Here is a 21,575-nt window from a genome sequence, read left to right on the forward strand (position 1 = left end):
TATGACGCCGACATCGAAAACCTTGTTACCCGAGCGCCGCATTGAGCTTCACGCCGGCGCCCCGGCGCGGATCTCCATGATGGGTAGCCGGGCCTGGCTTATCGAAGCGCCCGGCGCCTTCGACCTGCCGGCGCAGCGGCGCATCTGGTCTTTGGCGCAGACCCTGCAGCAGTGGCCGGAGGTGGAGTCCTTGATCCCCGGCGTGACCAATTTACTGGTGCTGCTACGCGATACGCCGGAGGAGCCGACCGGGGTGGAGCGCCGTCTGCGCGAGTGCTGGCTGGCGACGCAGGCGCTCAACGTCGAAGGGCGACAGATTGATATCCCGGTGTGCTACGGCGGAGAACACGCCACCGATCTGGAGGCGGTATGTCGCCATACCGGGTTTTCCGCCCGGGAAGTCATTCGTCGTCATTCGCAGGGGATCTATACCGTGGTCGCGCTGGGCAGCGCGCCGGGGTTCGGCTATTTGCACGGTCTGGATCCGCGCCTGGCGACGCCGCGTAAAAAGGTGCCTTCGCTGAATATGCTTAAGGGGACGGTCACCATCGGCGGGCCGCAGGCAGGCGTCTCGGTGCTGACCGGGCCGAACGGCTGGAACGCGATCGGCTACGCGGAAATTGAGGTATTCAATCCCCATGCCGCCATTCCTGCGCTGATGGCGCCAGGCGATATCATCCGTTTTCTGCCTGAGAGGGTCGAACTGTGATTGAGATTGAACAAAGCGCATCGCTAAATACGATCCAGGATTTAGGCCGCCCGGCGTGGCGCCACCTTGGCGTCTCGGTGAGCGGCGCGATGGACCCGCTGGCGCTGCGTGCCGGCAACACCCTGCTGGGGAACGAGGAAAACGCGGCGGCCATCGAAGTGCAGATGTTTCCCTTCCGCGTGCGTTTCCTGGCGGATACCTGGATCGCGCTCACCGGCGCCGACTGCCGGGCAAGGCTTGACGGCGCAGCGCTACCGGCGTGGTGGGGCTGCGCGGTACGTAAAGGCCAGCAGCTGGAACTGCGCTTTCCCCGTCGCGGCGCGCGCGGCTATCTCTGCGTGGCCGGGGGCATTGATGTCCCGCAGGTGCTGGGCTCGCGCAGCACCGCCCTGCGCGGCGGCTTCGGCGGACTCGAGGGCCGGCCGCTGCAGCGCGGCGACGTGCTGGCGTGCGGCCGGTGGCAGGGCGCGCCGCTGCCGGCCTCGGGGATCGGCATTGAGCCGCCGGAAGTGGCCCTGAGCGCCTTTTTCCCACGCAACGCGCAGGGCGATGCGCAGATCCGCGCCATCCCCGCCGGCGAATATCCGCTGTTTGCCGCCGATGCGCCGCGCTTCTGGAGCCAGGCGTGGAAAATTTCGCTGCACAGCAACCGGACCGGTTATCGCCTGGCGGGGGAGCCCATCTTGCCCGCCGAAACGGTTGAAATGCGCTCCTACGGCCTGATCCCGGGCATCGTACAGGTTCCGCCGGCCGGGGAACCGATTATCCAGCTGAGCGATGCCAACACCGCGGGAGGTTATCCCAAAATTGCCTGCGTGATTGAAGAGGACCTCTGGCGTCTGGGCCAGCTGCAGGCGGGTCAGTCAATTCAACTGGTACAGGGCGATACGCGTACCGCCATCGCGGTGCGGCAGGCGATTGAACGCTGGCTGCAGCGTTTGCGCGTCAGCGTAGCGCCGCTGACCAGGGTTGTCGGTTTATAAGGAACTCAGCATGAAAATTGATGTGAACTCCGATATGGGAGAAGGTTTTGGCGTCTATCAGTTATGTGATGATTCGGCGCTAATGGATAGGGTCTCTTCCGCTAACATCGCCTGCGGTTTTCACGCGGGGGATCCGGCGATCATGACCCGGATGGTGCGCCTGGCGAAGGCGCGCGGCGTGGGTATCGGGGCCCATCCCGGCCTGCCGGATCGCCAGGGCTTCGGGCGCAAAGAGATGGCGTTCTCCGCGGATGAGATCTGCCAGCAGGTGGTATATCAGCTTGGCGCGCTCTCGGCCATTGCCCGCGCCGAGGGCACCCGCGTCGCCCACCTGAGCTTTCATGCGGCGATGGGCAATATGATTAACCGTGACGACGCCCTGGCGTTGCAGGTGATGCAGACCGTCGCCCGGATCGATTCGCAACTGATTATTTTCTGCCAGCCGGACACTATCATTGAACGGGCGGCGCAGGCCGCGGGGCTGCCGACGCTGACGCTGTTTCTCGCTGACCGGGCCTACGACGATCGCGGGCAGCTGGTTCCGCGCGGCATTCCCGGTTCGCTGATCAAAGAGGAGACGGCGGTGCGCGCCAGAGTACGTCAGTTTCTGCAGCAGGGCACGGTGACCACCTTTAGCGGCAATACGCTGCCGGTACGCGCGCGTTCGATCCTGGTTCATAGCGATACCCCGGGCTCGCTGGCGCTGGCGACGCTGGTTCGCAGCGAGATTGAAGCCTGCGGCGCGACGGTTGCGCCGGCGGCGGAGGTGCTGGCGCAGTAAAGCATTTCCCCGGTGGCGAGGGGCGCACGCCGCGCTCCTCGCCACCGTCTGCTCTCCCTTCACCGTGGAACTCCAGCCCTCATCCAGCCAAAACGATTTTCCTTCCCGTCAGGCATGAAGTGAACCCGTCGCCCGCCGGCGGGATAAAAAAATGCCTGCCGGTCAGACACCAGGCAGGCATTTCACTCCGCTCAGCGCGCACAATCTGCGCGCTGCAGCTTAACGGCAACCCGCGCAGAAGGCCGCAAGACGATCGCAGCCGGTTTGCAGGCGTTCCATACTGGTGGCGTAAGAAAGGCGGAAATAGGGGCTCATGCCGTAGGCCGCCCCCTGTACCGTCACCACGTGTTGCTCTTCGATAAGCGCCATTACAAAATCGGCGTCGCTGGCGATAAAACGCCCGCCGGCGCTGGTTTTACCGATAAATTCCGCGATGTTGACGAACAGATAGAAGGCCCCCTGCGGCTTATGGCAGCGCAGGCCGGGAATACCGGCAAGGCGCTCAAGCACGTAATCGCGGCGCTGGCGATAGATTTCCGCGCGTTCCGCCAACAGATCCTGCGGGCCATCAAGCGCAGCGACGGATCCCGCCTGCGCCAGGGTTGCCACGCCGCCGCTGTTTTGCGTATTGACGTTGCTCATCGCCTTAATCAGCGTCAGTGGGCCGCCGCAAAAACCCAGCCGCCAGCCGGTCATTGAATAGGCTTTCGAGACGCCGTTCACCGTCAATACGCGATCGTAAAGCCGGGGCTCTACCTGCGCCAGCGTCCAGAATTTCACGCCGTCATACAGGAGATGCTCATAAATGTCGTCGGTCATGATCCAGAGCTGCGGATGACGCAGCAGCATTTCGCCTAGCGCCAGGAGCTCGGCATGCGTGGCGACGGAGCCGGTCGGATTGCTGGGATAGTTCAGCAGCAGCCATTTGGTCTTCGGCGTGATCGCCGCTTCGACGTCCTGCGGCAGCGGTTTAAAGCCGTACTCTTCATGACAGGGCACCGCAACCGGCGTTCCGCCGGCGAATTTAACGATGTCGGCGTAGCTGATCCACGACGGCATGGGGATGATCACTTCATCACCGGGGTTAATGGTCGCCATCATGGCGTTGAAGATAATCTGTCGGGCGCCGCCGGCGGTCAGGATCTGGCTGATGTCGTAGCGCAGTTCATTATCGCGCAGGAACTTGCGCTGAATGGCGGCGCGCAGCGCGGGCGTGCCGTCCGTCGGCGGGTAGCGGGTATCCCCGGCGCACGCCGCGGCATAGGCGGCATCGATCACGTGAGGCGGCGTGGGGAAGTCCGGTTCGCCGGTAGAGAGACCGACGACGTCGATTCCCTGCGCGGCGAGATCGCGCGCTTTTTGCGTCATGGCGACGGAGGCGGAGACGGTAACATTTTTGAGACGATCGGCGATATCAGGCATGAGGCTGCGGTTCCTGGTTATAAGGTCAGCAAACCCGCACGCGGCGCAGAACGATCCGCCGCGAGCGGCGAGCGGGGGGCAATACACGTCAACCAGCATAGAGGGGGGCAAAGGCGGCGAGCTAATAGCGCTTTGTTGTGGGGACATAACGCAATGCGATGACTGACGGGAAAGGCCCGTGCCGACCGGCCGACGAACGGGGCCGCGCCTATGCGCCGGTGCACCCCTACGGTGCAAACGCGGCGCGTTGAAGAGCGGATTGCCCGAACGGGTGGCGCGATTGGCGGCCTGCGGGGCTTTTAGGTTGTGGCACCGATCTTGCTTGTCATCAGAGATGCGTATTGATTGGGACCGCTATTATGAATCTTCGCCGCCTGAAATATTTCATCAAAATCGTCGACGTCGGGAGCCTGACGCAGGCCGCTGACATTCTGCATATCGCCCAGCCGGCGCTCAGCCAGCAGCTGGCGACGCTGGAAGGTGAGGTCGATCAGCAGCTCTTGATTCGCACCAAACGCGGGGTTACGCCGACCGATGCCGGGAAAATTCTCTATACCCACGCCCAGGCGATTCTACGCCAGTGCGCGCAGGCGCAGAGCGCCATCGACGGCGCGGGACAGGCCCTGAGCGGCCAGGTTTCCGTCGGCCTGGCGCCTGGCACCGCGGCCCAGCTGCTGGCGATCCCGCTGCTCACCGAAGTGCAGCGCCAGCATCCAGGGATCGTGCTCTATTTCAATGAAAACTTTGGCACCACCCTCAGCGAATTAATCATGAGCGGGCGAATGGATATGGCGGTGATTTATGGCGACCGCGATATTCACGGTTTGCGTTTTCTGCCGCTGATGAAAGAGGAACTCTTTTTCGTCTGCCCGCACGCGCTGGGGGCGCCCCGGCGTGAAATCGCCCTGGCGGAGGTCGCCCGCTACGATCTGTTCCTGCCGCGCATTTATAACATTATGCGTAAAGCCGCGGACGACGCCTTTACCCAGGCCGGACTGAGCTACCGGGTGAAGTGCGAGATTGAATCGCAGACCACGCTTAACGCCGCGCTGGCGGCGGAGCTCGGCGGCACCATCATGCCGGAATCCGCGGCGCGCACCATGCTCCAGCCCGCCAATGCCTGGATGGCGAGAATTGTCGAACCCAATGTGCTCACCTCGCTCTCGTTCTGTATGTCCGACCATCTGCCGCTTTCGCAGCCCGCGGAGGCGGTGAAGGGGATTTTGCTCTCCCTGATGGCGCAGCGGACCGAGGACAACCGGCCGCTAACCCTGGTGGGATAATAAGTCCCCCTTATTGCCTCAAAGCGAAACCCTCTTATCAACCCGCCCGATACCCGCGCTAGAGTCACTGCTCTGGCGCGCGGCGCTGCCGTGATCTGACCTTAGCGCGATGGAATCATGATGGAAAAAGAACTGATAGCTTTTGAGGACGTGCGCCAGCTGGCGCAGAAGATGCATAACGCCGGACTACGGGAGCTTGAGTGGCGCGGCGCGGACTGGTCGGTTCGCCTGCGCTATCCCGGCGGCAAAACGATGGCTGAACCGCCGCCTCTGCCGGCGGCGGCCGAACCCCCTCTGCTGCCGGTGTGTTCCCCGATGCCGGGACGCCTGCTGCTGAGCCACCCCAGCCACGGGGAGGCGTTCGTCAGCGAGGGGCAGCGCGTTGAGCCGGACGATATCCTCGCGCTGGTGCAGGTCGGGGCGCTCTATTTGCCGGTGCGCAGCCCGGTGGCCGGGACGCTCAAAAGCCTTGTCGCGACTTCGGGGAACCGGCTGGAGTACGGCAGCGAGATCGCGCTGCTGCTGCCTGCGGATGCCGCTTCCGCGAAGTTATAAGGACCCCTTATCGGGCCACACTATTTATGTCTTATCCCCATTGGACATAACTGCATACAGTCAGAAAAACAACGTCAAAGGCAGATCGCTCTGCCGCAACAGGAGAGGCACATATGCCATTTTCAGATTATAAAGTGGCCCTGGTGACCGGCGCTTCCGCCGGAATGGGTGAAGCGATTGTCGAACGCCTTTGTCAGGAAGGGATTGTGGTCCACGCGGTCGCGCGTCGCCATGAACAGCTGGCCGCGCTGGCGGACAGAACCGGCTGCATTCCCCACGCCGTCGACGTCGGCGATCTGTCGGCGCTGACCGAGCTGTGCCGCGATCTGCAGGTCGATATTCTGGTGAACAACGCCGGCGTCTCTCATCCGGGATCGATTCTCGATGCCGAGGCCGACTGGATCAACACCCAGGTGGATGTCAACCTGCGCGCCGTACTGCACCTGTGCCGGCTGCTGGTCCCGGGAATGGTGGCGCGCGACTGCGGCCACGTCATTAATATCACCTCCATCGCCGCGATTTATAACTTCAATGGCAACTCTATCTATCACGCCACCAAAGCGGGAGTACACGCGCTGTCGCGCCAGCTGCGCGTCGATTGCTACGGCAAGCGGGTGCGAATTACCGAAATTTGCCCGGGGCGGGTGGCGACGGAGATTTTCGGCAATGTTTCCGGCGATCACGAAGAGGCGCGTCGTCGCTTTATCGAGGGTTTCGAGCTGCCGGAAGCAAAAGACATCGCCGACTGCGTGGCTTTCGCGCTCGCCGCGCCGGTGGCGGTCAACATCGGCAATATTGAGATCACCCCGACGCTGCAGGTACCCGGTGGGCTATCCACGATGCGTCCCGGCGACCGTGAGTCCTGAATGACGGCAAACGAGGAGGGTATATGGCACTCGACTTCAGTAACGTGATGACTGGCCACTACGGCCAGATGATTATTGATGGCACCGTCGTCACTCTGGAACTGGCGTTGGGTGCATGGCTGCTGGCCATGTTTATTGCGCTGGTGCTGGTGATGATCCGCCTGAGCAACAAGCGCTTCGCGCAGCTGTTGGTGGCGGCGTATGTCTCCTACCACCGCAACGTACCGACGCTTATTCAGCTGATGATGTGGTACTTCGCGATTCCGACGCTGCTGCCCGAGTCGCTGCAGATGTGGGTTAACGAGATGAATGCGGAGTTTTTGTTCTCGTTGGTCGCGCTGGGACTGTGCCAGGCGGCCTACTTCTCTGAAGACATCCGCAGCGGCCTGCGCGCCATCCCCGCAGGGCAGAATGAGGCGGCGAGGGCGCTGGGAATGGGGTATTTGCGCGCCATGCGGCTGGTGATTCTGCCGCAAGGGATCCGTAACGCGCTGCCGTCGGTGATTAACCACACCGTGCTGCTGTTTAAGAATACCAGCCTTGCCATGGTCATTGGCGTCGCCGAACTGACTTACGTGACGCGCGATATTGAAAACCAGACCTTCCGCACCTTCGAAGCTTATACGGTGGCGACGGTAGGCTACCTGGCCTTCTCTCTGCTGCTGATGGGGATGGGGGCGCTGCTGGCCCGCCGCTTTCAGCGCGCGTATGCGAGGTAATCTGTATGTTTGATTTTTTCACGATTCTGCACGATAACGGCCTGCTGTTGCTGATGGGACAGTATCCCGATGGTCCACTGGGCGGCGTGCTGTGTACCTTGCTGGTGTCGCTGCTGGCGGTCCTGTTCGCTTTCCCGGTCGGCGTGCTGCTATGCCTCGCTCGCCTCTCGCCGTGGCGCTGGCTGAGCTGGCCGGTAACCTGCTGGATCTATCTGCTGCGCGGTATCCCGCTGATGATGGTGGTGTTCTGGACCTATTTCTGCGTGCCGCTGCTGATTGGCCACAACATCAGCGGCTTCAGCACCATGCTGTGTACGCTGATTATCTACGAGAGCACCTATATCGCTGAAATCGTACGCGGCGGGATCCAGGCGCTGCCCTCGGGGCAATATGAAGCCTCCCGTGCGCTGGGAATGGGGCACATCCGGGCGCTGCGCCTGGTGATTCTGCCGCAGGCGCTGTACAACACGCTGCCGAGTCTGGTCAGCCAGCTGGTGTCAATTATCAAGGATAGCACCCTCGGCTACGTGATTAACGTGCCGGAGCTGACCTATGCGGCTAACCAGGTCAGTAACCAGCTGCTGACGAAACCGTTCCAGGTCTTTGCCATCGTGGCGCTGAGCTATTACATCATTAACTTTAGCCTGACGTGGCTGGCCAATCGCCTGGAGCTGCGTATCGCCAGCAGGAGGCAAGGCGCGCAGTCCGCCACGGGAAAGCCGGTCACGCCGCTGGTTCTCGACCCGTCGTCATCACAAACTCAATAAGGAGCAACCATGCGACCGATGATTCTGTTCAATCAGGTGAATAAATGGTACGGGGAATATCAGGCCCTGACCGACGTCAGCGCCGAAATCAAAAGCGGTGAAGTGGTGGTGGTGTGCGGTCCTTCCGGATCGGGGAAATCGACGCTAATCCGGACAGTCAACCGTCTTGAGCCCATCGAACAGGGACAGATCCTGTTTGACGGCGTCGATATTCATGGCTCAAGCACCCGGCTGAACCAGCTGCGAACGCGAATCGGCTTCGTCTTCCAGAGTTTTAACCTGTTTCCGCACGTTTCGGTGCTGGAGAATATTATGATGTCGCCGGTGAAAGTGCTCGGCGAGAAGCGCGCCGAAGCCCGGCGTCATGCCGGGGAGCTGCTGGAGCGGGTGGGGCTGTCGCACAAGGCTGACGTTTACCCGGCGCAGCTTTCCGGTGGCCAGCAGCAGCGGGTGGCGATTGCCCGGGCGCTGGCGATGAAGCCGCCGGTCATGTTGTTTGATGAACCGACTTCCGCACTCGATCCGGAGATGGTCGGCGAGGTGCTGAGCGTGATGCGCGGGCTGGCGCAGGAAGGGATGACTATGATGTGCGTGACCCATGAAATGAATTTTGCCCGTGACGTCGCCGATACGATCTGGTTTATGGATCAGGGACAAATACTGGAAAAGGCCGAGCCGGATAAATTCTTCACCGCGCCGCAGCATCCGCGCGCGAGGCGTTTCCTTAATGATTTGCTGGTCCACTAGAACGTTGAGCGGCCAGCGCGTTGCGCACCTGCTGCAACAGAAGCTGCGGAGGAACTGCTGGCCTGATGGTTGTACTGCCCCCTGGCCGTGTGCTGATGTCAGGAAGTCGGTGAATATTTTTCATGGCACTGATATGGATGCCTGGTATCTGCATCCGTCATCCCTTTCTGCCCTGACGGAGCCAATAAAAAAGCCGTATTGCGTTGCACGGGTGCGGCTTTGACTGCTGAAGAGAGGTCATCTGGTTTCGTCTCAACCCGGTAAGGCGAAGCCTCGGTGCCTGATATCTCAGGGAGGGCGCCGGATTTGACTCCCCATGTTTGCCGATATGGCGGGTAAAGTCTCAACGCCCCGGGAAGCGCTTTCACCTGACCTGTTGAATTCATGCCGTATCAGGATTCGTAAGGATGTACGAAAGCAAAAAGCCCGCTTAAGTTTCCTTAAGCGGGCTTTTTAAATATGGCTCCTCTGACTGGACTCGAACCAGTGACATACGGATTAACAGTCCGCCGTTCTACCGACTGAACTACAGAGGAATCGTTGTGGAGTCGTATCTTAGCGGCGAAAAAAATTTTGTCAAACATCAATTTGCCCGCAAAGGTTCAACTGCCGCTTCCATCAACAATTTGTTGCTATTACCGACAATTAATAAGGAAAAATGTTTTGCAGGAACCATCATTCTCTATCATTATTTGAAATGTAGTTTCAACTTTTCTCACTAAGGTCTCCTTTGAACGTCACCTCCGCAGTAAGCCAGGTCCTCGGACGCACTTCCTGGTTCAAAAAGCGTAAAAGTTATCGTGTACTTTACTGGCGTGAAATCAGCCCGCTTGCGGTGCCGATTTTCCTCGAAAACACCTGCGTTTTGCTGATGGGCGTACTGAGTACGTTCCTCGTCAGCTGGCTGGGAAAAGAGGCAATGGCCGGAGTGGGGCTGGCCGACAGTTTTAATATGGTGATTATGTCGTTCTTCGCCGCCATTGATCTCGGTACGACCGTGGTGGTCGCCTTTAGCCTCGGCAAACGCGACCGGCGGCGGGCGAGGGCGGCGGCAAGACAATCGCTGGCGATTATGACGCTGTTCTCTGTTCTGCTGGCGGTCGCGATCCATGCATTTGGCAGCGAGATCATTAATTTTGTTGCCGGCGATGCCTCGGCGCAAGTGAAGGCCATGGCGCTGACCTATCTGGAGCTGACGGTATTGAGCTACCCGGCGGCGGCCATTGCGCTGATTGGCAGCGGCGCATTGCGCGGGGCGGGGAACACCAAAATCCCTCTGTTGATCAATGGCGGGATGAACATCCTCAACATTATTATCAGCAGTATCCTGATCTACGGCATTTTTTCCTGGCCGGGGCTCGGGTTTGTCGGTGCCGGTCTCGGGCTCACCATCGCCCGCTATATTGGTGCCGTGGCGATAGTCTGGGTGCTGGCAATTGGTTTTAACCCGGCGCTGCGTATCTCGCTGAAGAGCTACTTCCAGCCGTTCAACCTGGCGATTATCTGGGAAGTGATGGGCATTGGCATCCCGGCGAGCATCGAGTCGGTGCTGTTCAACGGCGGTAAACTGCTGACGCAGATGTTTGTTGCCGGGATGGGGACCAACGTTATCGCCGGCAACTTTATTGCTTTTTCCGTCGCCGCGTTGATTAACCTGCCGGGGAACGCGCTGGGTTCCGCGTCGACGATTATTACCGGTAAACGGCTGGGGAAAGGGCAAATCGGGCAGGCAGAGCGCCAGGCGTGGCACGTCTTTTGGTTATCCACCATCGTTCTGACGGTGATTGCGTGGGGGACGGCGCCGTTTGCCAATCTTATCGCCTCTTTCTATACCAGCGAAGAAGATGTCAAAGTGGTGGTCAAAGAGCTACTGTGGCTTAACGCCTTCTTTATGCCTATCTGGGCCACGTCGTGGATCCTGCCCTGTGCCTTTAAAGGCGCGCGCGATGTGCGCTACACCATGTGGGTATCGATGCTGGGAATGTGGGGCTGCCGTGTGGTGGCGGGTTACACCCTGGGCATTGTGCTGGGAATGGGGGTGATTGGCGTCTGGCTGGGAATGGTGCTCGACTGGGCGGTGCGTGGCGTGCTGTTCTATTGTCGAATGGTCAGCGGGCGCTGGCTATGGAAATATCCGCGCAGCAAGATTCAAGTCGACGAAACATAACCTTTTTTCGGGCGAAACGGTACTTTTTGCCCAAAGTGGAGAATAAATCGGCAAACGATTTAAATTGTGAAAACAGCCTTTGACAAGGCCAGGCGCCGCCGTTAATATTCGCCCCGTTCACACGATTCCTCTGTAGTTCAGTCGGTAGAACGGCGGACTGTTAATCCGTATGTCACTGGTTCGAGTCCAGTCAGAGGAGCCATATTTAAGAAGCCCGCTTAAGGAAACTTAAGCGGGCTTTTTGCTTTTCTGACGCTGTCCCAGATAGCCAACCAGAATCCCGCGTCGCCCATACCCACGCGACGGCAGGCCCCAGAGGCTGTAACCCGGGTTCAGGCAGCTATCGGGCTTTCGTCCGTTGGCTGCGCCATTCCCGGCAGATCTGTTCCAGACCCTCGCGGTACGTTGTGACGGTGAAATCCGGGAAGCGATGCTTAAATTTTGCCGACTCGAACAGATTGTCATACTCATAGCGCGGCAGCAGTTCCCGCAGCTCGCGGACCCTCTGCACGAAAAGTCCCGCGGCGATCAGGATCTGCTTTTTGAGAACGGAATACTCCGCCTCTCTGCCGAAAATCTCACCCGCCAGGGTGACAAACTGGCGATAAGTGAGGCGATCGTCGTCGCACGGCAGGTGCCAGCTTTGACCGAAAGCGTCCGGCGTGTTGCCGAGGAGCGCGAGGGCGCGGCTGGCGTCAGGTGTCCAGATGAGCGTACGCAGCTTATCGTCACGTACCGGTACACGTGGCCGTTCGCCTGTTTTCAGTCTGTCGATGATCAGGGCGTTGGTAAAACTCTGCGTCTTTCCCGGCCCATAAAACTCTGGTGCGCGCCCGATAACGACCGGAATGGCTCCGCGTTCCATCTCCTCCAGCACCCTGCTTGTCATCTGCGCACGCACTTTTCCTTTCCGCCCTCGGGGGGCGAAGCGCGTTTCTTCCGTCTGCGGATCGCCGTTCTGCGGGTACATATAGGTATTGTCAAAATAGACAAACCTGGCGCCCGCCGCGCGAGTTGCATCGAGCGCATTCTTCAGCATTGTTGGGAACTGTTGCTCCCAAAGGGCCGAGTTCGTCGGTAGCCCCGCGGCAAAATAGACAATACTGCTGCCCTTGACCGCTTCTCGCGTTTGTTCCGCATCAAGTAGATTTGCCGCGACGGTAACATCGCTGGCGTTTACCTTTCGGGGACTGCGGCTGACCAGTCGCAGGTCATCGGTATATGAGCGTTTCAACTCACGGGCAAGTTCCTGGGCAATCTGGCCGCTGGCTCCCAGAATGGTTTGCATATCAGTTCCTCATTTCAATTGGCATGCTGTACGGTATGTCGTGCCGGTTCAGTCAGCCATCAAAGGCATTATCTGATCCTGAACCCGGTCCACATACAGATTCGGCAGCATGCCTCTGTTGACCATTTAACGAGTATAAGTTTAAAGTTAACTTTAAGGTCAAGAGGGGGAAGGTATGAGAATCGGTGAGCTGGCAAAAGTGACGGGGATAACCCCCTCGCGGATTCGCTTTTACGAAAGCGAAGGGCTGATTACGCCACCTCCGCGCCAGGGAAATGGCTACCGAAATTATTCTGCCGATGTGGCCGATCTGCTGAAGATTATCGATCGTGCGCAGCGTGCGGGGTTTTCTCTGGAGCAAATTCGCCGCTTTTTACCGCAACGGCAGAAAAGGTGGGATCACGAGGCGCTGATACAGTCGCTACAGGGGCGTATAGCGGAGATTGATCTGATGCAAAAGCAGCTTGCGCAAAGTAAGGCAGAACTGCTGAATCTGATCGCCAGCATCGCCGAGCGGCCCGATGGGATCTCATGTGAGGAGAATATGCAGCGGCTGACAGGGCAACTGCTGGAGCCTGGGCGGCTAGAAGAGAGTGTCGACACCTCCCCCCAAAGTTGACCAGCCGGAGTAAAACGATTTCCGCCCAGCGGGAAGCTAAGCGTTCTTCTTGCCTGCTGGCGGATGACACCTCTGCATTAAGTCACGACGCCTGTGCTTTTTTGTGCTCCAGTATTTTATCCACCCCTTCGATGAAACCGTCTCCCCCGGGACCCACGCTTATCCACGCAGGCAGCGTCGGGATGGCCGCCAGGTGATGTCGCAGGGTACTCATACCAAGGGTATGCCTGAATCCGGCAAACATCGGGGCGTCATTTTCAGAGTCTCCGCTATAAAAGACGCTCTCCTGTCCGGCCCGTTCATCCAGATGGTAAAAGGTCCTGAGGACGTGACGGCTCATGATTAACTTATCGTATTCCCCGGACCAGGCCAGCACCCATAAGTTATTCACCGTGGTCTTTAACCCGGCCTCGTGCAACGACTCACGCAGCGTGTCAATGTGCGCGCTATGCGCGGGCAGGTTAAAGGCCAGGCTGGAGAGGCGGAAAGGCTGGTCTGCCGCAAGGGTTGCCCATTGGTATTGTCCGGCGATTTTCCGCGCAATCGCGGTGAGTGTTTTCTGCATGTCGGCCTGCTTGTCCGCATGCCAAAAATGGCGGTTTATCCCGTGGCCATCGGCGGCACGCTGAAAGAAAAAGCCGCCATTCTCACCGATGACGCCATCGACAGGCCACATTCTGACCATCTGATCGCACCATCCTGCCGGGGCGCCGGTGACGGGGATAACCCGAATACCGGCAGATTGCAGCCGCTCTAATGCCCCATAGGTGGCGGCGGAAAGCCGTCCGTTAAAGGTGAGCGTTTCATCCATATCGGTCAGAACATATTTTACCGAGGAGAAGAGTCCCTGTGATGCCAGCGTAAGTGGTCGCATATCCACTCCCAATACAAAGAAACGATGTTATCGCGCTTTGGCGCGCAGGCGTTATAACGGAAGGCAATGAGTTATACCGTGGCTGAAGTCCGGTGCTGAGGGGAAAGCCCGCCTGTGGGCGGGCCGATGGTGGTCGGTCGTGAGACCGGTTTGTCGCTTTCTCTTTGTCCGTCGTCGCGTCGGGAAAAGAGGGGAGAAGGTTAGCGGAACGGCGGCTCGTTGAAGGTACGCAGTTTGCGCGAATGCATGTGGTCACCCTCCGCACGCAGCAGATCAATAGCTTTAATGCCTATCTGCAGATGCTCGGAGATCGCCCCTTCATAAAAGCGGTTGGCCTGGCCCGGCAGCTTAATTTCGCCGTGCAGCGGTTTATCGGAGACGCAGAGCAGCGTGCCGTACGGGACGCGGAAGCGGTAGCCCTGGGCGGCAATAGTGGCGCTCTCCATGTCGATGGCCACGGCGCGGCTGAGGTTGAAGCGTAGCGCTGAGGCGGAATAGCGCAGCTCCCAGTTGCGGTCATCCGTGGTGACCACCGTGCCGGTACGCAGCCGCTGTTTAACCTCTTCGCCAGGCATGCCGCTGATTTGCTTGGTGGCGTCGTACAGCGCGCGCTGTACTTCGGCAATGCTGGGAATCGGGATATCCGGCGGCAGCACCGCATCCAGAACGTGGTCATCACGCAGGTAGGCGTGGGCCAGCACGTAGTCGCCGATGGTCTGGCTTTCACGCAGACCGCCGCAGTGGCCAATCATCAGCCAGACGTCAGGGCGCAGCACCGCCAGATGATCGCAGATGTTCTTGGCGTTCGCCGGGCCGACGCCAATATTAATTAGCGTAATACCCTGGCCATCTTTGGTGATCAGATGCCAGGCGGGCATCTGATGCTTTTTCCACGCCAGATCGGAAATGGCCTGCTCTGGCGCCTCCGTATCGGCTGTTATCCAGATCCCACCGGCGCAAGAGAGCGCGATATAGGGGCTGTCAGGATCGAGAATCTGGCTACACCCCCAGCTCACGAACTCATCAACGTAACGGGTATAGTTGGTAAACAGAACGTACGGCTGAAAATGATCGACCGGTGTCCCGGTATAGTGCCGCAGGCGCGCGAGTGAGAAATCGACGCGGCGGGCGTCAAAATGGGAAAGCGGGTGGTGTTCGGTGGGATGGAACAGCCCGTCGGCGGTTTCATCGCCAATTTGCGATAGTTCGGTGGTCGGGAAATGGCGGGTCAGCCCCGCGCTCATCGAGCGATCGAGCGTTAAGGCAGAGCCGTCGATGACATACGGATAAGGAATTTCATGCTGCGATAACCCGACGCTGATATGCGCACCGTAATCCTGATACAACGACGTGAGCTGCTCCAGCAGGTAGGCGCGAAACAGCTTAGGATTGGTAATGGTGGTGGTGTAGCAACCGGCATGGGTGAAGCGGCCCCAGGCCCGGGTTTTTAGCGCTTTATGGTCAGCGCCGTCCCATGAAACGGACAGCTGCGGATAGACAAACAAGCCGTTAGCACGCGCGTCGTCATCCGGGAGAATGCTGTGGTTGATATATTCGCCGATGGCTTTACGTAATGCATTGACCGAACGCTCATACTGCAGTTCAAGCTGATTCAGTGCTTGTTCCGGGGTCAGACTGGCGGCCTTGTGGTTCATCTTTGCTCCTTTTTTCAGGTCTGCTGACATGCTTGATAGTATGTCACAGACGGAAAAGAGCGAAGGGGAATTTCAGTCGCTCGGCGGTGAAAGTGATTGAATTAAATATTGTTGCTGAAGGGCCGGTCGCTGATTTATTAATCAGATTTGGCGATTTCCTCCCAGCGTTCGCTGCTGAAGTGCGTGGCTTTTATCACTTTTAATGTCAGCGCAGGATTGTCATTGAGGCAATACAGGGCATTTGCCAGCGGCGTGAGTTTATCTCCGCACTGTAAAGCGCATTGCCGGGTGGTGATTTCGGCAATAACCATTAAATGTGCGCTTTGTAATACTGCGCAATAATCTTGCGTTTGCTTAGATGATTGTACTTTTTTTACCCACCACTCCATAAGACATTCCCTGTTCAGCGTTATTTCAGGCGATAATTGCCCGTTACCTTTTTTCTTACAATAAGAATAGCCTAATGGTTTAGGATGCGTTTAATCTGAAAAGATTCAGAATATCGTCACGTGCATAATGGTCCGAATAAGAATACCGATGATAGCGCCAGGGGCGGCAAAGCGGAACAGCCGAACAAAGCGCGAGCTCACGCCAAGGAATATACCAATGCCGGGCAGATCGAAGGTCTGGATGAAGAGTCCGGCGGAGGCGTTGAGTTGGCTGATGGTGACTTTGCCTTGCTGCACCAGTTCAGAGACCACGCCAAAATAGGCCGTACCACCTGCGATACATTTGACCAGCGCAGGAAGGACAAAATTGACTGGAATATGCAGCCACTGTAGCAGCGGCATCAGCAGATGCTGGAGCATGTCGATGATGCCGGCCGCCTGCATCACCCCGACGATGGTTAATGACAGGATCAGCATCGGCACCGCGCCGAGCGCAAGACGAATGGCATCCGATCCCGCATTGTTAATGACCGCAATCACGCCCTGGCTGTTTTGTTCGGCGTTGGGTAACACCTCCGCCCGGGCATTCTCTATCACTGACAGACGGCGTCCGATGACGTGCCAGGTGACCGCCCCCGCGCACAGACCGCCGATAATCGAAATGCAAATCGAGGCCATCCAGTGCAGTCCGAAAGGGGTGAGAGGGTAAAAGACGTTGCCCTGACCCATGGCAAAGACCATGGCGAGCGTTGCGGCCATCTGGCGATCTGAGACGCCACGCTTATCCATAATGGCCAGCGTCGCCAACGGTGCGGCGAAACTGACGAAGTTAATCTGAATCAACGCGAATGCGCTCATCCCGCCAAGGCCAAAAGGTTTGAGCAGCGGCGCGACCCAGCGGACGATAACGTCCAGTACCCCGCGGACTTCCAGATATTTCATGATCATCAGCATGACGACCATAATGGGTAATAGCGTATAAAGCGCGACATCAACGGAGGATTTTCCCGCCGACATAATAATGCCGATAAGATCCATTTAACTCTCAAGCACCGAATAGCGAAATGATAATAGCCATCATCATAATCCTCGTCAGACGGAAATGATACGCCTTAATGGTAGTGCTCACTCCGCACCGGGCTATTATTGTGGTGTAAATAAGAAAATCATATTTCGGGGATTATTATTAAAATAAAACTTATGTTTGCCCCGGGCATTATTCGATGAACGCTGCGGCTTATCCGTGGAAGGGATGAAAAATGGACAGGTCTGTCGAGCGCGGGTCCGCGGATAGTCCCTGCTCGGGATAAAAAGCGCGAGGGGCCGCCAGGCGACTCGTTCCCGGCATATTGTCGTTCGGAGCGCGACGAGTCACGGAGGAGGGCTGAGATTGAGTGGGCTCAGATCTCTCCGGTTACAGCGTGCGATAAGCAAAGTGTCAGTATTCCTGCAAAGCGAATCCTTTGATCTTCCGAGCTGTTGTTGACGTCCCCTGCGAAGATCGCCCAGCGTAAAGTCCGATTCACCAAACACCGGAACATTGCCATGCTGTCGTTCGGCGAAGAGAGGATCGCTGAGGGCTCAGGAATCAAAAAGATGAAGGATCTTGAGGACAAAATTGTCATCTGAAGCCGCTCCGTTGCGCTTGATTAAAGCACATCTCCCTTAGCTAACTTTTTAAAAAACTTAGCTGATATTGTCATTTGCCAGTCAGAGGGCTGTCCTTGCAGAATTGGTTCTAAGGCAGGTCAGACGTAACTTTACTTTAAGTATGAAATGAAAACGGTACGGGCCTTGTCTCTTTAGCCGCGATATTTAAGCGGTTTTTCGCCAGGATTTTGCAACCACGAATAGGTCTCGCCATGAAGTTATTCCAATTATTACTCCCGGCGCTGATTGCCGGAAATTTATCTACCGTTTGGGCTGCTGAGCAAAATGTACCCTCTTATTCGACTTTTCAGGTGAGTGTGGATGAAACCCTGAAAAGCAAACTGCCGGATGACATTATTCAACGTGGGTATATCGTGGCGGGGACGAATCCCAATACGCCGCCGACCACCTTTTTTCAGGAAGACAATAAAACGCTGGCCGGCCGCGAGATCGATCTGATGAATGCCGTCGCCGCCCGACTTGGCGTGGTTGTTCACTGGCAGGATACCGGCGGTTTCGACAATATTATCCCCGGCCTCAAATCTGGCCGCTATGACGTAGCGCTGTCTAACATCAACGCCACCAGAAAGCGCCTTGAGCAGGTTGATTTTGTCAGCTATTACGACGCTTCGCGCCTTGGCGTCATCTCGCGGAAAGATGCCAGTATCGCACCGTTTACCTCCTTTGATGCAGTCTGCGGCGCGGAGATCGGCGCCGGCGCCGGCACCACGCAAATCGCCCGGCTTGAAGCGGCCAGCAAAGCCTGTACGGATGTCGACAAAAAACCGATTAAAATCGCGGTCTTCCCGGATCGGCCTTCGGGAGTCCAGGCGGTGGTCAGCGGCCGGGTGCCGATGTTCTTTGGTCCGTATGAGGGGCTAACCTGGCAGGTCAACCGGATAAAAACGCTGGCGTTGAGTGGAACCATTCACGTTGATGATGCGCCGGTTTCCGTCGCGCTGCAGAAACAGTCGCCGCTGGAAGAGGCTATTCAGGCTTCGATCAATTCGCTGATCAACGATGGAACGTATCAGAAGATCCTCGACAAATGGTCAATTGGTTTCGGTGCCGTCAAAGAGTCAAAACGTAACGAAGAGATTTTCGGATGAGCAGCGATACCCACCGCGGTCAGCAGCCCGAAGAGCTGCGGATCGTCAGTAAAAGATATATCGGGCGCTGGATCAGTGCCCTGATCGTGATGCTGGCGCTGTTTGCTATCGCGAACTCTATGCTGCACAACCCGCGCTTTGAATGGGCGATCATCGCCGAAAACTTTACCGGACCGTCAATACTGCAGGGCGTACTGATGACCCTGCAGCTTACGGCCATCTCGGTGATCTGCGGTTTTGCCGGCGGCACCGTGCTGGCGCTCATGCGTCTCTCCTCCAATCCGGTTCTGGTGGCCGTCAGTTGGGGATACACCTGGTTTTTCCGCGGCGTACCGATGCTGGTTCAGCTGTTCCTCTGGTACAACATCGCTGCGCTGTATCCCACCATCTCGCTCTCGCTGCCGTGGGTAGGGGAAATCTGGAGCGCGTCGGCCAATTCGCTCATCAGCCCGTTTAGCGCGGCGGTGATTGCGCTGGTGATGCACCAGTCGGCGTATGCGGCGGAAATTATCCGCGCCGGTATCCAGAGCGTCGGCGCAGGCCAGGTTGAGGCTGCGCGGGCGCTCGGCTACCGTCCGGCGCAGATCTTCCGCCACACCGTGCTGCCGCAGGCGATGCGCGCGATCCTGCCACCGGCCGGCAATGAGGTGATTGGTCAGTTGAAAACCACGGCGGTGGTGTCGGTGATTTCCCTGCAGGATGTGCTGTTTTCTGCGCAGATTATCTATCAGCGGACCTATGAGGTGATTCCGCTGCTGCTGGTCGCCACGCTGTGGTATCTGTTGCTAACCTCGCTGCTTTCGGTGCTGCAGTATTACGTCGAACGCTATTTCAGCCGTAGCAGCCACCGTAAGGCAAAACGCAAATCCCGACCGCACACCGTCGCCGTCAGGCTTAATCCAGGAGAAGCCAGCCATGGGTGAGGCGATTCAATTTCGTAAAGTGACCAAACGTTTTGCGGGAAATACCGTTCTTGATGACATTAATCTCGATATTCCGGCCGGTTCAGTGACCGTGATCCTCGGGCCTTCTGGTTCGGGCAAATCTACTTTGCTGCGCTGCATCAACCATCTGGAAAAACTGGACGGTGGCACAATCCGCATCGGTGGTGAACTGGTGGGCTACCAGCAAAAAGGCAATGCGCTGTATGAGCTGAGCAGCCGGAAAATTGCTGAACAGCGTAGTCGCACCGGCATGGTATTCCAGCAATTTAATCTGTTTCCGCACCGCACCGTACTGCAGAACATTATCGATGCGCCGCTGCGGGTGAAGGGACAACAACGTCAACAGGTCCTGAGCAAGGCCCGCACGCTGCTGCGGCAGGTCGGGCTGGCCAACCGCGAGGATGACTGGCCACAGCAGCTCTCCGGCGGGCAGCAGCAGCGCGTGGCGATTGCCAGGGCGCTGGCGATGGATCCAGAAGTGATGCTGTTTGATGAACCCACCTCCGCGCTGGACCCGGAGCTGGTGGGGGAAGTTCTGCAGGTGATTAAAAAGCTGGCCCATTCCGGGATAACAATGGTCATCGTCACCCACGAAATAGGTTTTGCCCGTGAAGTCGCCGACAACATCGTCTTTATGGAGGGCGGTAAAATCGTCGCTTCAGGGCCGAGTAAAACGGTGCTGGATAATGCCGAAAACGTCCGTGTCCGGGAGTTCCTGTCTACCGTTCTGTAAAAAGTAAATCAGTCAGCCGTGGCAGACTGTCACGGCTTTCCAGCCGGCTCAGCGCCACCACTTCTTCTCGCTGAGTATCCGTCGCGTGCGACAGGCAAGTGTCTACTTTACCCGCTAAATCGAAAGGAATCGCCAGGCTTTGCTGACGGGTAAAGCGTTTTTGTAGCGTCTCACCGGTGCGCAGAAATATCGTCACCTGATGAAAACGATTCGCGGGATTCAGCTCGTCTGGCGGGGCGGTGAGGTCGGGACGGCGGGCGACGGTCTGCGCCAGCGCAGCAATTTCCTCATCCAGCGCGCCTTGCGAAAAATCGGCCAGCAGCAGTGTCTCCCGCAGCAGGCTGGCGGCAATCACATATTCCAGACTGAAGCGGGCTTCGATGCCGTTGGTCGGTTGGCGCACTGAGGCCGCAATATCACCGCCGGGTGGGAAAGAGACTTCGACCCTTTCCAGCTCTTGTTGCAGCCCCGCGATGTTTTTTCCCCGCTGCAACCACGCCTGGCGAATAGCGCGCGCGGCATCGGCGGCGCCGTGCGTTCCGCCGCAGGTCGGCCAGGGTTTGAATTCCAGCCCCGGGTGAACAATGCGCCACGGGGCCCCCCAGCCGGCAGTCAGTTTTTCCGTTTGCTGCGCGCCGGCGCAGCAGGCGGTGAGAAATGCGTCCAGTACCTTATCTGCCTGGCCGTGAAATCCCGATAGCGCCAGCAATGTGGCACTGACCGCGGCCTGCGCCGCCAGTCCGGCGTGGAGCGGTTTGGCCTCGCTGCCAAACTGCGCCCGTAGCCCCGAGGCCTGGGTGGCGGCAATCCCCAGAATGACGGCGGTATCCCGTGCACCAGCCCCGACAAATCGCGCGCAGGCCGCCGCTGCGGCGATGGTGCCGAGCGTCGCGGTGCTATGAAAGCCGAGGGTGTAATGCCGGGGCCCGGCAGCGAGCCCGAGGCGCCCGGCGGCTTCCACCCCGATGACATAAGCATCGAGAAACCGGTCGCCGTCGATATCCGCGCGCTCAGCCGCCAGCGCCAGCAGCGCTGGCAGAATAACGGTAGAGGGATGGCCGCGAAAATCGGCATGAAAATCATCGTAATCCAGCGCGTGTCCGGCATAGCCGAGCCGCAGCGCGCGACTCTGCGCATCATTCGCCCGGTAAACCTGGCGCAAACTTTTCAGTCCGGAATCATCAATATCTCCGCGCGTTACCGGTAGCGTAACGGCGAGAAAATCCAGTAATCCCGCCCGGGCCTTTTCGCGCGCGTCGGCAGAAGGCAATGTATCGACAATCAGGGCAGCCAGCGCCCGAGTTAAGCTCATAGT

Annotated in this window: 22 protein-coding genes and 2 tRNA genes; 16 read left to right on the plus strand and 8 right to left on the minus strand. The window is 58.3% G+C overall.

What is annotated here, in order from left to right:
• Window position 1 precedes the first annotated feature (1 nt).
• From pxpB to AC007G_RS10360, 3 genes are read left to right on the plus strand one after another with little or no spacing between them, the layout of a single operon-like run.
• Window positions 2–709, plus strand: a complete 708-nt coding sequence (pxpB, locus tag AC007G_RS10350; protein ID WP_094897999.1) for a 5-oxoprolinase subunit PxpB — start codon at window positions 2–4, stop codon at window positions 707–709.
• The gene (locus AC007G_RS10355) at window positions 706–1,692 is read left to right on the plus strand and encodes a 5-oxoprolinase subunit C family protein (protein ID WP_032686843.1); all 987 of its coding nucleotides are present in this window, start codon (window positions 706–708) and stop codon (window positions 1,690–1,692) included. The genes pxpB and AC007G_RS10355 overlap by 4 nt, the downstream gene beginning before the upstream one ends.
• A gap of 10 nt (window positions 1,693–1,702) precedes the next feature.
• A complete protein-coding gene (locus AC007G_RS10360; protein WP_032686844.1) occupies window positions 1,703–2,473 on the plus strand; it encodes a 5-oxoprolinase subunit PxpA in 771 nt (256 codons plus the stop codon).
• 219 nt (window positions 2,474–2,692) lie between these two features.
• Here AC007G_RS10360 and AC007G_RS10365 read toward each other — a convergent pair whose 3' ends face one another.
• A complete protein-coding gene (locus AC007G_RS10365) occupies window positions 2,693–3,895 on the minus strand; it encodes a pyridoxal phosphate-dependent aminotransferase (protein ID WP_032695341.1) in 1,203 nt (400 codons plus the stop codon).
• A gap of 359 nt (window positions 3,896–4,254) precedes the next feature.
• On the opposite strand from AC007G_RS10365, the gene nac reads away from it, so the two are divergent.
• The 6 genes from nac to AC007G_RS10395 all read left to right on the plus strand — a co-directional run bounded on the left by nac (window position 4,255) and on the right by AC007G_RS10395 (window position 8,832).
• On the plus strand, window positions 4,255–5,178 hold the full coding sequence (gene nac / locus AC007G_RS10370) for a nitrogen assimilation transcriptional regulator NAC (RefSeq protein ID WP_032687315.1): 924 nt from the start codon (window positions 4,255–4,257) through the stop codon (window positions 5,176–5,178).
• A gap of 117 nt (window positions 5,179–5,295) precedes the next feature.
• Complete coding sequence (locus AC007G_RS10375; RefSeq protein ID WP_223526116.1) at window positions 5,296–5,733, plus strand: acetyl-CoA carboxylase biotin carboxyl carrier protein; 438 nt, start codon at window positions 5,296–5,298, stop codon at window positions 5,731–5,733.
• Window positions 5,734–5,846: 113 nt separating this feature from the next.
• The gene (locus AC007G_RS10380; protein WP_032686847.1) at window positions 5,847–6,599 is read left to right on the plus strand and encodes an SDR family oxidoreductase; all 753 of its coding nucleotides are present in this window, start codon (window positions 5,847–5,849) and stop codon (window positions 6,597–6,599) included.
• Window positions 6,600–6,622: 23 nt separating this feature from the next.
• Entirely contained in the window at window positions 6,623–7,318 is a 696-nt protein-coding gene (locus tag AC007G_RS10385; RefSeq protein ID WP_032686848.1) for an amino acid ABC transporter permease, read from the plus strand.
• Between the two features lie 5 nt (window positions 7,319–7,323).
• Window positions 7,324–8,085, plus strand: coding sequence for an amino acid ABC transporter permease (locus AC007G_RS10390; RefSeq protein ID WP_032686849.1), 762 nt, complete (start codon window positions 7,324–7,326; stop codon window positions 8,083–8,085).
• Window positions 8,086–8,094: 9 nt separating this feature from the next.
• Window positions 8,095–8,832 carry an amino acid ABC transporter ATP-binding protein gene (locus AC007G_RS10395; protein WP_032686850.1) on the plus strand — a complete coding sequence of 246 codons (738 nt, stop codon included), beginning with the start codon at window positions 8,095–8,097 and terminating at the stop codon, window positions 8,830–8,832.
• A gap of 460 nt (window positions 8,833–9,292) precedes the next feature.
• On the opposite strand, the gene AC007G_RS10400 is transcribed toward AC007G_RS10395, so the two are convergent.
• Window positions 9,293–9,368, minus strand: a tRNA-Asn gene (locus AC007G_RS10400).
• A 6-nt stretch (window positions 9,369–9,374) separates the two neighbouring features.
• Between AC007G_RS10400 and AC007G_RS10405 the strand changes: the two genes are divergently transcribed.
• The 3 genes from AC007G_RS10405 to AC007G_RS10415 all read left to right on the plus strand — a co-directional run bounded on the left by AC007G_RS10405 (window position 9,375) and on the right by AC007G_RS10415 (window position 11,201).
• Window positions 9,375–9,554, plus strand: coding sequence for a DUF5951 family protein (locus tag AC007G_RS10405; protein ID WP_219637347.1), 180 nt, complete (start codon window positions 9,375–9,377; stop codon window positions 9,552–9,554).
• Window positions 9,555–9,562: 8 nt separating this feature from the next.
• Complete coding sequence (locus AC007G_RS10410; RefSeq protein ID WP_032686851.1) at window positions 9,563–10,999, plus strand: EmmdR/YeeO family multidrug/toxin efflux MATE transporter; 1,437 nt, start codon at window positions 9,563–9,565, stop codon at window positions 10,997–10,999.
• A gap of 126 nt (window positions 11,000–11,125) precedes the next feature.
• A tRNA-Asn gene (locus AC007G_RS10415) sits at window positions 11,126–11,201 on the plus strand.
• Between the two features lie 138 nt (window positions 11,202–11,339).
• Here the strand turns inward: AC007G_RS10415 and AC007G_RS10420 are convergent.
• Window positions 11,340–12,287, minus strand: a complete 948-nt coding sequence (locus AC007G_RS10420) for an NAD-dependent epimerase/dehydratase family protein (RefSeq protein ID WP_032686852.1) — start codon at window positions 12,285–12,287, stop codon at window positions 11,340–11,342.
• Between the two features lie 175 nt (window positions 12,288–12,462).
• On the opposite strand from AC007G_RS10420, the gene AC007G_RS10425 reads away from it, so the two are divergent.
• The gene (locus tag AC007G_RS10425) at window positions 12,463–12,906 is read left to right on the plus strand and encodes a MerR family transcriptional regulator (RefSeq protein ID WP_142630817.1); all 444 of its coding nucleotides are present in this window, start codon (window positions 12,463–12,465) and stop codon (window positions 12,904–12,906) included.
• A gap of 82 nt (window positions 12,907–12,988) precedes the next feature.
• On the opposite strand, the gene AC007G_RS10430 is transcribed toward AC007G_RS10425, so the two are convergent.
• From AC007G_RS10430 to AC007G_RS10445, 4 genes are all read right to left on the minus strand, one after another.
• Window positions 12,989–13,780, minus strand: a complete 792-nt coding sequence (locus AC007G_RS10430; RefSeq protein WP_142630816.1) for an HAD-IIB family hydrolase — start codon at window positions 13,778–13,780, stop codon at window positions 12,989–12,991.
• A 200-nt stretch (window positions 13,781–13,980) separates the two neighbouring features.
• The gene (locus AC007G_RS10435; RefSeq protein WP_032686855.1) at window positions 13,981–15,435 is read right to left on the minus strand and encodes an AMP nucleosidase; all 1,455 of its coding nucleotides are present in this window, start codon (window positions 15,433–15,435) and stop codon (window positions 13,981–13,983) included.
• A 137-nt stretch (window positions 15,436–15,572) separates the two neighbouring features.
• Window positions 15,573–15,824, minus strand: a complete 252-nt coding sequence (locus AC007G_RS10440; protein WP_142630815.1) for a histidine kinase — start codon at window positions 15,822–15,824, stop codon at window positions 15,573–15,575.
• Between the two features lie 105 nt (window positions 15,825–15,929).
• On the minus strand, window positions 15,930–16,862 hold the full coding sequence (locus AC007G_RS10445; RefSeq protein WP_032686857.1) for a nucleoside recognition domain-containing protein: 933 nt from the start codon (window positions 16,860–16,862) through the stop codon (window positions 15,930–15,932).
• Between the two features lie 824 nt (window positions 16,863–17,686).
• Between AC007G_RS10445 and AC007G_RS10450 the strand changes: the two genes are divergently transcribed.
• The 3 genes from AC007G_RS10450 to AC007G_RS10460 are packed head-to-tail and all read left to right on the plus strand — an operon-like array spanning window position 17,687 to window position 20,260.
• A complete protein-coding gene (locus tag AC007G_RS10450) occupies window positions 17,687–18,583 on the plus strand; it encodes an ABC transporter substrate-binding protein (protein ID WP_046852116.1) in 897 nt (298 codons plus the stop codon).
• On the plus strand, window positions 18,580–19,506 hold the full coding sequence (locus tag AC007G_RS10455; protein ID WP_032695334.1) for an amino acid ABC transporter permease: 927 nt from the start codon (window positions 18,580–18,582) through the stop codon (window positions 19,504–19,506). Before AC007G_RS10450 ends, AC007G_RS10455 begins: the two co-directional genes overlap by 4 nt.
• Window positions 19,499–20,260, plus strand: a complete 762-nt coding sequence (locus AC007G_RS10460) for an amino acid ABC transporter ATP-binding protein (RefSeq protein WP_032695333.1) — start codon at window positions 19,499–19,501, stop codon at window positions 20,258–20,260. The genes AC007G_RS10455 and AC007G_RS10460 overlap by 8 nt, the downstream gene beginning before the upstream one ends.
• Here the strand turns inward: AC007G_RS10460 and AC007G_RS10465 are convergent.
• Window positions 20,247–21,572: an MmgE/PrpD family protein gene (locus tag AC007G_RS10465; protein ID WP_142630814.1), complete on the minus strand. Its 1,326-nt coding sequence runs from the start codon at window positions 21,570–21,572 to the stop codon at window positions 20,247–20,249. The two genes, AC007G_RS10460 and AC007G_RS10465, sit on opposite strands and share 14 nt — an antisense overlap.
• Window positions 21,573–21,575: the final 3 nt, after the last annotated feature.

This window comes from Klebsiella sp. CSG-1 (genome assembly GCF_056521145.1).

Excerpts from the sequence above, each read along its gene's own strand:
- pxpB (WP_094897999.1), top strand. The coding sequence starts at position 2 with ATGACGCCGACATCGAAAACCTTGTTACCCGAGCGCCGCATTGAGCTT.
- AC007G_RS10360 (WP_032686844.1), top strand. The coding sequence starts at position 1,703 with ATGAAAATTGATGTGAACTCCGATATGGGAGAAGGTTTTGGCGTCTAT.
- AC007G_RS10365 (WP_032695341.1), bottom strand. The coding sequence starts at position 3,895 with ATGCCTGATATCGCCGATCGTCTCAAAAATGTTACCGTCTCCGCCTCC.
- nac (WP_032687315.1), top strand. The coding sequence starts at position 4,255 with ATGAATCTTCGCCGCCTGAAATATTTCATCAAAATCGTCGACGTCGGG.
- AC007G_RS10375 (WP_223526116.1), top strand. The coding sequence starts at position 5,296 with ATGATGGAAAAAGAACTGATAGCTTTTGAGGACGTGCGCCAGCTGGCG.
- AC007G_RS10380 (WP_032686847.1), top strand. The coding sequence starts at position 5,847 with ATGCCATTTTCAGATTATAAAGTGGCCCTGGTGACCGGCGCTTCCGCC.
- AC007G_RS10385 (WP_032686848.1), top strand. The coding sequence starts at position 6,623 with ATGGCACTCGACTTCAGTAACGTGATGACTGGCCACTACGGCCAGATG.
- AC007G_RS10390 (WP_032686849.1), top strand. The coding sequence starts at position 7,324 with ATGTTTGATTTTTTCACGATTCTGCACGATAACGGCCTGCTGTTGCTG.
- AC007G_RS10395 (WP_032686850.1), top strand. The coding sequence starts at position 8,095 with ATGCGACCGATGATTCTGTTCAATCAGGTGAATAAATGGTACGGGGAA.
- AC007G_RS10420 (WP_032686852.1), bottom strand. The coding sequence starts at position 12,287 with ATGCAAACCATTCTGGGAGCCAGCGGCCAGATTGCCCAGGAACTTGCC.
- AC007G_RS10425 (WP_142630817.1), top strand. The coding sequence starts at position 12,463 with ATGAGAATCGGTGAGCTGGCAAAAGTGACGGGGATAACCCCCTCGCGG.
- AC007G_RS10430 (WP_142630816.1), bottom strand. The coding sequence starts at position 13,780 with ATGCGACCACTTACGCTGGCATCACAGGGACTCTTCTCCTCGGTAAAA.
- AC007G_RS10435 (WP_032686855.1), bottom strand. The coding sequence starts at position 15,435 with ATGAACCACAAGGCCGCCAGTCTGACCCCGGAACAAGCACTGAATCAG.
- AC007G_RS10440 (WP_142630815.1), bottom strand. The coding sequence starts at position 15,824 with ATGGAGTGGTGGGTAAAAAAAGTACAATCATCTAAGCAAACGCAAGAT.
- AC007G_RS10445 (WP_032686857.1), bottom strand. The coding sequence starts at position 16,862 with ATGGATCTTATCGGCATTATTATGTCGGCGGGAAAATCCTCCGTTGAT.
- AC007G_RS10450 (WP_046852116.1), top strand. The coding sequence starts at position 17,687 with ATGAAGTTATTCCAATTATTACTCCCGGCGCTGATTGCCGGAAATTTA.
- AC007G_RS10455 (WP_032695334.1), top strand. The coding sequence starts at position 18,580 with ATGAGCAGCGATACCCACCGCGGTCAGCAGCCCGAAGAGCTGCGGATC.
- AC007G_RS10460 (WP_032695333.1), top strand. The coding sequence starts at position 19,499 with ATGGGTGAGGCGATTCAATTTCGTAAAGTGACCAAACGTTTTGCGGGA.
- AC007G_RS10465 (WP_142630814.1), bottom strand. The coding sequence starts at position 21,572 with ATGAGCTTAACTCGGGCGCTGGCTGCCCTGATTGTCGATACATTGCCT.